The 7,945-nt window shown below is 52.3% G+C and carries 8 protein-coding genes; all 8 read left to right on the top strand.

Annotated elements, in window-relative coordinates; genetic code table 11:
* Positions 1–597: 597 nt before the first annotated feature.
* The gene (locus QZ279_RS09760) at positions 598–1,272 is read left to right on the top strand and encodes a TetR/AcrR family transcriptional regulator (RefSeq protein ID WP_293450319.1); all 675 of its coding nucleotides are present in this window, start codon (positions 598–600) and stop codon (positions 1,270–1,272) included.
* 35 nt (positions 1,273–1,307) lie between these two features.
* Positions 1,308–2,381, top strand: a complete 1,074-nt coding sequence (locus tag QZ279_RS09755) for a C4-dicarboxylate TRAP transporter substrate-binding protein (protein WP_293450317.1) — start codon at positions 1,308–1,310, stop codon at positions 2,379–2,381.
* A gap of 91 nt (positions 2,382–2,472) precedes the next feature.
* Positions 2,473–3,021 (top strand): TRAP transporter small permease, encoded by a 549-nt coding sequence (locus tag QZ279_RS09750; protein WP_293450315.1) that lies wholly within the window; start codon positions 2,473–2,475, stop codon positions 3,019–3,021.
* Positions 3,018–4,331, top strand: a complete 1,314-nt coding sequence (locus tag QZ279_RS09745) for a TRAP transporter large permease (RefSeq protein WP_293450313.1) — start codon at positions 3,018–3,020, stop codon at positions 4,329–4,331. The genes QZ279_RS09750 and QZ279_RS09745 overlap by 4 nt, the downstream gene beginning before the upstream one ends.
* A 9-nt stretch (positions 4,332–4,340) precedes the next feature.
* Complete coding sequence (locus tag QZ279_RS09740; RefSeq protein ID WP_293450311.1) at positions 4,341–5,117, top strand: cyclase family protein; 777 nt, start codon at positions 4,341–4,343, stop codon at positions 5,115–5,117.
* Positions 5,118–5,121: 4 nt separating this feature from the next.
* Positions 5,122–6,051: a fumarylacetoacetate hydrolase family protein gene (locus QZ279_RS09735; protein ID WP_293450309.1), complete on the top strand. Its 930-nt coding sequence runs from the start codon at positions 5,122–5,124 to the stop codon at positions 6,049–6,051.
* Positions 6,052–6,053: 2 nt separating this feature from the next.
* Positions 6,054–7,076 (top strand): SMP-30/gluconolactonase/LRE family protein, encoded by a 1,023-nt coding sequence (locus tag QZ279_RS09730; RefSeq protein ID WP_293450307.1) that lies wholly within the window; start codon positions 6,054–6,056, stop codon positions 7,074–7,076.
* 2 nt (positions 7,077–7,078) lie between these two features.
* A complete protein-coding gene (locus QZ279_RS09725; protein ID WP_293450305.1) occupies positions 7,079–7,579 on the top strand; it encodes an OsmC family protein in 501 nt (166 codons plus the stop codon).
* Positions 7,580–7,945 lie beyond the last annotated feature (366 nt).

The raw sequence follows: 7,945 nt of genomic DNA, 5'->3' as shown, positions 1-7,945 counted from the left end.
CGACTGGTTCGGGAATACGCGCCGTTCGCTGCGGCTTGTCTGAACTCACACGACGCGGAAGAAGCGGACTAATGCAGCTGCGGCTATTACTAACGCAGCATCAGCTCGCTGCTGCAGCGTCGCTCATGCGGCAGTGCAGCACGTTTAACCAAACCAGTCGTTCACGCGGTCATAGGTCTCACCGGCCCCGACTGCCGCGACCACTGCAGTTGAGATACCCCCCCCATACCCGGAATAGTCATGAAACGCTGACAACAGGCCTCGACTTCATTGACATATCTGATCTCGGACGTCGTCATCCCGATCCGTTTGTCCGTCCAGATCCAGTCTTGTTGAAGGCCAAGGATCAGCACGCGCATCCGCAATGACACCTCATCGCTGCGGTTACATTCCATTAATGTCGGATGCTGCACTGTCAATAACACCCCGGTGAATGCACGAAGTCGCTTTTAGCGGGCAATCTTGATCTAACAACACCATGCAGAAATTACTGAACTTTCATGTAGCTTGACTTCTCTTTCGTTTCGATCAATATTTGACTGATCAAACAGTCAGGTTTTGACTCAATTCTGATCACAGGAAGGACAGAACGTTAAGATGCAGCAAGCAGTCCAATATCAAAGCGGGGCCTCCACTAGTGGTGCCGCGCCGGAGACGCGATACGAGACCATTCTGAGTGCGTCAGAAAGCGTGTTTGCGCATTCAGGCTACAGGGGTGCAACAATGCGCGAGATTGCCGAGCGTGCTGGCGTTGCACAGGGCCTAATTCACTATCATTTCAAAACCAAAGAAGACCTGTTCGAAGCAATGGTCGCTCGCAGATCAGGGCATATCAACGATCAACGAGCCCATTCACTAACCCTGCTTTTCGAAGAGCACGAAAACCCAACACTGGAAAGCATTGTGGAGGCCCTGTTTCGACCCACAATTGTGGCGGGAATCTCCCAAGCGGGTGATGGGGGTGCATTTGCACGAATACTTGTATCCACTGCCAATTCCGCAGGCGAATGGGAGCAAACGCTCACAGAAAAGTATTATGATCCCATAGCGCACAAATACATCGCCGCGCTCGTAAGGATTGAACCTAGGTTGAGCCGTGACAACGCGGTTTGGGCCTACATGTTTGCCATTGGTGTGGGCATGACGATGATGGCAAAAACCGGCCGCGCAGGTCGATTGTCGGAGGGGCTTTGCGACGATGGCGACGCCGACATCATGCTTTCAAAAATTGTGCCATTTATCTGCGCTGGAATTCGCGCGCTCACAGATTAATCTATCAAACCACTTAAACGACTAGGGAGAAGAACATGAAGACAGGTCTAGTAAAAGGTGCATTGGCTGCCGCAATTTGGTCGTCGAGCACAGTATTTGGTACCTTTGCCTCAGCAGAAGAGGTCAATGCCACAATCGTCGCGGGCCACCCGCCAGTGTTTCGCTGGGTGAAACATGCCAGCCAAACCTTTATTCCTGCGGTGAATACCGCATTGGAAGGATCAGGCACGACGATAACTTGGAGCGAGCAATACGGCGGATCACTTGCCAAAGTGGGCGACGAGCTGGAGGCCGTGGAAGAAGGGCTTGCTGAAATCGGGTTGGTTTCAAGCCTGTTTGATCCCGGTAAGCTGTCTGTTCAGAATGTCACTTATTTCACGCCATTTGTATCTAGCGATAGTACGCTTGTTGCCAATTGGATGGACGATTTGCAGCATACAAATGCGGATATGAAAGCGTCTTGGGCAGCTAACGGGTTGGAATATCTGGGCGGTGCAATCGGTATTGATGACTATCTGTTGATGACCAATTTTCCGATCAATTCGATTGCGGATCTGGAGGGCAAGAAAATTGGTGCACCCGGACCTGCAGTCAACTGGCTAAAGGGCACAGGCGCTGTTGGCGTTTCGGGCAACCTGACGACCTATTACAACGAAATCAAAACAGGTGTGTATGATGGGGTGATTGTGTTTGCCTCTGCCGCTGTTCCGGGCAAGTTGTACGAAGTAGCGCCCCACATCACCAAAATCGGTTTTGGCGCACAGTACGCTGGTGGCCTTGCCGCCAACAAAGACTGGTATGATGGCTTGCCCGCTAACGTGCAAACTGCGCTGAAAGAAGCGGCGACGGTAAACAGTAAAGCCTACCAGCAAGATCTGGATGCCACCGTGACTAAGTTCCTGGGGATCATGGAAGCGCAGGGTGCGACAGTAAATGAAGTCGATCAGGCATTCCGCGAACAGTGGGCGGCAGGCATGGACAATGTGGCCAAGGATTGGGCGGATCGTTTGGACAGCGAAGGCGTTGCTGGAACTGCGGTTCTCAAGACTTACATGGACACGATGCGCGCTGCCGGTGCGACTCCTGTTCGTAACTGGGATCAGGAATAAAACTTTTGATCGGGCGCGCTTAATCTAATTAGCGCGCCCGCTTCTATTTAGACTTCTCCGTCTACCCGTCTTAACGACTAAGGTGCATGCAATGTCCGATACTCACTTGCCCAAATGGTTTTTAGTCATGCGTAGGACCGTTGATCTAATCACCAATTTGCTAAATGTGCTTGGCACTTTGTTGATTGTTGCGGTGATGTTACTGGTGAACGCCGATGTCATTGGCCGCGTCTTTTTCAGCGCGCCCATATCCGGTGTTCCCGAAATGGTGTCTATGTCCATTGTGGCAATCGTGTTTTTGCAAGTGGCGCAAGCCTTTCGCAAAGGGCGTCTGACGCGCACTGAGGCTGTTCTGGATTTCTTTGGAAAACACACCCCTCGGTTCAGGCAAGTCTTGGAGCTCTTGTTTTCTTTCGCAGCTATCGCACTGATTTGGCAACTATTCTGGGCCAGCCAGCCGTTGTTTATGAAAGCATGGGTGCGAGGTACATATGAGGGCACAGTGGGTAATTTCACCGCTCCGATCTGGCCTGTAAAATTGATCATCCTGATCGGCTGCGCGGCCTTGTTGGTACAATTGATCTTGCACGCAGGAACTGCCGCGTTCCGTCTGTTTGCAAAGAATGATACACAGACATGAGCCCTTTTGAAATTGGAATGGCGTCTTTTGGAGCCATGGTCGCGATGGTCTACTTTGGACTTTGGGTGCCCATCGCGTTGATGCTTTCATCGTTTGTTGGGGTCTGGATGATCAAAGGATCACCCGTCTTGGCAGGTAAGTTGTTGGCCTTGGCCGCATCCGAAACAATCTCCAGCTACTTTTTCGGCGTCGTGCCACTGTTCATTATGATGGGCTTTATCGTGTCTGTCACGGGCATGGGTCGGGATGCATTTGATGTGGCGAACCATATATTCAGACGCATTCGTGGTGGGCTTGGGATTGGTACGGTTGGGGCCAATGCAATTTTTGCCGCGATCACAGGCATTTCGATTGCCTCTGCTGCCGTATTCACCCGCATCGCGGTGCCAGAAATGACCCGGCACGGCTATAACAAACGGTTCGCGGTCGGTGTTGTCGCTGGATCCTCGGTTCTCGGGATGCTGATCCCGCCCAGCCTTTTGTTGATCCTCTACGGGTTGTTAACTGAACAATCCGTCGGTGATTTATTCATCGCGGGCGTCATTCCTGGCCTGCTGCTGGCATTTGTGTTTTGCCTTAGTATTTTTCTGGTGGCGCTGATCAAACCGAGCCTGATTGGCGACAACATCGACGTACCTGCCAAAGACGGCGACGTCCTGAGCACACGCGAAGTTATGGCTAGAGGAATGCCATTGGCCGCCCTCATCGGGCTTGTCCTTGGTGGTATCTATGGTGGCTTTTTCACTCCGATTGAGGCGGGTGCGATTGGATGCTCAGGGGCAATCGTGATCGGGCTCTTGCGCCGCGCGCTCAGCTTTTCGGACTTCTGGGAAGTGCTGACTGATACCGGTTTGGTCACGGCTTCAATCTCGTTCCTGATCATCGCGGCGCAAATGTATTCACGCATGCTCGCGCTTTCCGGTGTGCCCGCTGGGTTTGGCAATTTCGTGGCCACAGCTGAGATTGGGTATTGGGGCGTGATCCTTGCATATGTTCTCTTGGTAATCCTCATGGGCACGATCCTTGATAGCTCCAGCATTATGCTGATCCTCGTACCGCTGATGTTGCCTATGCTCAGCCTAATGCAGGTTGACCTGATCTGGTTTGGCATTGTCACCATCATCGCAGTTGAAATCGGCCTGTTAACCCCGCCTTTTGGGATATCGGTGTTCGTCATCAAATCCTCGCTTGATGATCCAACGATCACACTAGGCGATATCTTCATCGGTGCCGCGCCTTTTGCGGTGTTGATGCTTATCGTTTTGGGCCTCGTGTTGGCTTTTCCAATTCTCGTCACTGCTCTGCTTTAAGGAACTGATATGCCTAGACGTATTGTAGATCTGTCTGTCTCGCTCGAAATGGGGATTGCTTCTGATCCACCGATTATGATGCCGGAAATCATCTATATGAATCATCAGGAAACGGCAGAACAAATCATGTCGTTCTTTCCAGGACTCAAGAAAGAAGATCTGCCAGATGGCGAAGGTTGGGCGGTGGAGCGTCTGAACATCGCCACCCATAACGGCACCCATATGGACGCGCCCTATCACTATCATTCGACGATGAGCAAAGGGGAACGGGCGATCACAATTGACGAGGTGCCGCTTGATTGGTGCCTGCGTCCAGGGGTGAAGCTGGATTTTCGACATTTCGCTGATGGGTATATCGTGCAGCCTGCAGATGTTGAGGCGGAGTTGCAACGGATCGGCCATGAACTGCAGCCGCTTGATATTGTGGTGGTGAACACTTCAGCAGCAGAACGCTATGGTCAGCCCGATTACCTAATGAAAGGCTGCGGCATGGGTCGCACCTCCACGAACTATCTGACCGAACGCGGCGTGCGTGTGGTCGGTACAGACGCATGGAGCTGGGACGCGCCATTCGCATTGACGGCGCAAGAATACGCTAAAACCGGTGATGCATCCATCATCTGGGAAGGCCACCGCGCTGGCATGGACATCGGGTATTGTCAGATGGAGAAATTGACCAACCTTGACAGCCTTCCGGGTCATGGCTTCGAAATTTCCTGTTTCCCATTTAAAATCAAAGCAGCCTCTGCGGGCTTTACCCGCACCGTTGCTATATTTGAAGAGTAATCCCATGCGTTTAGCCACTGTTTCACATAAGGGTCAGGCCAAAGTTGTGGCCGCGACTGAAACTAACCGTTTGCTCGATCTGCGCAAAGCCGCTGAGCACAGCGGTGAAGATGGCACGATATTTGCGGACATGCTCTCCTTGATCAACGCAGGTGAAAACGGCCTCAAGACGGCCCGCGCTTTGCTGCAATCCGCAGATGAAGACGTTACTATGGCAGTAAGTGACGTGTCGTTTCTGCCTCCCATCATGCCCGTGCAATACCGCGATTGTCTGGTGTTCGAAGAGCATTTGGCCAACTGCTTCAGGGTGATGGGGACAACGATGCCTGTACCACCCTCGATCCCTCCGGTTTGGTACGATCAACCGCTCTATTACAAAGGCAATCGCATGTCCTTCATTGGTCACGGCACCGACGTGCAATGGCCCGCCTATGCCGAGTTTCTAGACATTGAATTGGAGCTAGCGATCGTTGTTGGCAAAACGGGCAAAGACATTTCCAAAGACGCAGCACCTGCGCATATCTTTGGCTATTCAATCCTAAATGACGTCTCCGCTCGTGACGCGCAAATGCGCGAGATGCCGGGGCAACTTGGCCCCTGTAAAGGCAAAGATTTCGACACAGGTAATATCCTTGGACCCTACATTCTAACGGTGGATGAGGTTGTGCACCCAATCGCGGTTAACATGGAGGCACGGGTGAACGGCGAACGTTGGGGGGGCGGCAACAGCAGCCAGATGCAACATAGTTTTGCGGATATTCTAGCGCATATTTCTTCATCCGAAACCATCTATGCAGGCGAAGTCATCGGCTCTGGCACCGTTGGAACCGGATGTGGGCTGGAAATCGGAAAACGACTGCAAGACGGCGATACCTTCGAGTTGGAAATCGAAAACATCGGTATCCTCGCCAACCGGATCGTTAAGGCGAGATAACGATGGACAACCCAATCGATGGCTTTGAAATTGACCCTGCGACGCTAAAGACAATAGGCATGAATCTGCAACGACCAGAGTGTATTTTGGCCGAGCCGGACGGCTCCCTTTGGTCTGCGGATGCCCGTGGCGGCGTGATGCACATTCGCCCCGATGGCAGTCAGACATTGATTGCACAAAACGTTGCAAGCGGATTTGCAAACACGACAGATGAAGCAAGTAAATTTACTTCGGGCACCTTGCCCAACGGCCTCGCCTTCGCGCGCAATGGCGACATATTGGTTTCAAACTTTGGCACGGATCGCTTGGAATTGATGACCCGCACGGGTGAATCTGAAATCCTGCACGACACTCTAAATGGACGCCCCATCGGCAAGGTCAATTTCGTTTTGCGTGACAGAAAAGACCGTGTTTGGATCACCGTCTCCACGACAATTTCCAATTGGATGGAGGCCTGTAGCCCCAACATCATTGACGGTTTTATTGCGGTGGCTGACGAAAAAGGCTTGCGCATTGTGGCCGACAGTCTGCATTTCACCAATGAAATCCGGTTCGATGCGGACGAGCAATGGCTCTACGCCGTGGAAACATGTGGGATGAAAATTACCCGTTTTCGGGTGTGTCCCGATGCAACACTCAGCCACCGTGAAACCTTTGGCCCAGAAAACCACAACGCCTTCATCGATGGCATTACCTTTGATGCCTTTGGCAATCTTTGGGGCACCCACATCATGACGGATCGGATTTTCGCGATCACACCAGAGGGTGATCTGCGCATTCTCCTGGATGATGACAACGGCTCGGCAGAGGGCAAGGCGCTGCTGGATGCCTTTGCACAGGATCGTGTCACACCGGAATTGCAACTTGCCTGCGGGGGCACCATCGCCAACTGGATGGCCAGCTTAACGTTTGGGGGCCCCGATTTGCGCACAGTTTACATCGGCAGCCTGCGCGGCAGCACAATCCCTTACTTCATGGCCCCCATTGCGGGCCTCCCCATGATCCACTGGAACGAGAGAACATAAAAATGAACGACAACGCGGGTTTACCCCAACGAGCTCAAGTGCAATTTGATTGTAAGGGACGCGCCACTGGAAAGATGCGCAACGATCTGGACGTGATGATGAGCCAACCTTTTGAAGAAGGCCCGTTTGTCATGGCAACGGATGAAGGGTCTTTTCACGGAGGGGACGCATCAGCACCGCCACCGCTTGCATTGTTCGTCGCGGGTCTGACCGGGTGCATCATGACTCAAATCCGCGCCTTTGCGAAACGACTTAAAGTGTCGATTGATGATCTGAACGTTGAAACCCGTGTCATTTGGGATTGGGAAGCCAAGGGTAAGGTTTATGAAACTGGCCCCCATTCGTTCGAAATCGATATTTTCATTGAGAGCAGTGATCCGTTGAAAAAGCAGCTTGAGTTGGTCGCAGCGGCCCAAAAGGGTTGTTTCTTGGAGCAAACCCTTAGTCAGAAAAATACGATCAAACATCGACTGAAAACGTCTGACGGATGGGTCGAAGCCTGACATCAAAGCATAAAACCAAACGACATTTTTAAAAAACCTCCCCAGTCTGTGAATTCAGATCTTCAGAATTGCTGCATAATGTCCGAATGACGCATTCACCTCTGCGATGCAGCATTGATCTTACGGCGGCGCGGCGAGTTTTCACGCTGCGAGCGCGCGGCATAGTGTTGTGACTTCCGCAACCGGCTCTCAACGGCCATTCGCTGCGTCACGTATGAATGTCCGCTCTACGATGACAGCCTCTTCTCATACTGATCGTAGAGAGCGCAGTAAAAAAAAGCGTCACCAGCGTCACCCTACCCCACCCGATGGCTGATCACTCCGCACCCAGCCGACCTAAGACGCGTTATGCACCAACGACTGATT

The organism is Planktotalea sp., from assembly GCF_018607965.1.
Taxonomy (GTDB): Bacteria; Pseudomonadota; Alphaproteobacteria; order Rhodobacterales; family Rhodobacteraceae; genus Planktotalea.
The sequence above is the reverse complement of the archived record's forward strand: the minus strand, read 5'-3'. Positions and strand labels throughout refer to the sequence as shown.

What these genes read in the sequence shown, in the direction of transcription:
- QZ279_RS09760 (WP_293450319.1), top strand. Translation starts at nt 598, where the DNA reads ATGCAGCAAGCAGTCCAATATCAAAGCGGGGCCTCCACTAGTGGTGCC.
- QZ279_RS09730 (WP_293450307.1), top strand. Translation starts at nt 6,054, where the DNA reads ATGGACAACCCAATCGATGGCTTTGAAATTGACCCTGCGACGCTAAAG.
- QZ279_RS09740 (WP_293450311.1), top strand. Translation starts at nt 4,341, where the DNA reads ATGCCTAGACGTATTGTAGATCTGTCTGTCTCGCTCGAAATGGGGATT.
- QZ279_RS09745 (WP_293450313.1), top strand. Translation starts at nt 3,018, where the DNA reads ATGAGCCCTTTTGAAATTGGAATGGCGTCTTTTGGAGCCATGGTCGCG.
- QZ279_RS09725 (WP_293450305.1), top strand. Translation starts at nt 7,079, where the DNA reads ATGAACGACAACGCGGGTTTACCCCAACGAGCTCAAGTGCAATTTGAT.
- QZ279_RS09755 (WP_293450317.1), top strand. Translation starts at nt 1,308, where the DNA reads ATGAAGACAGGTCTAGTAAAAGGTGCATTGGCTGCCGCAATTTGGTCG.
- QZ279_RS09735 (WP_293450309.1), top strand. Translation starts at nt 5,122, where the DNA reads ATGCGTTTAGCCACTGTTTCACATAAGGGTCAGGCCAAAGTTGTGGCC.
- QZ279_RS09750 (WP_293450315.1), top strand. Translation starts at nt 2,473, where the DNA reads ATGTCCGATACTCACTTGCCCAAATGGTTTTTAGTCATGCGTAGGACC.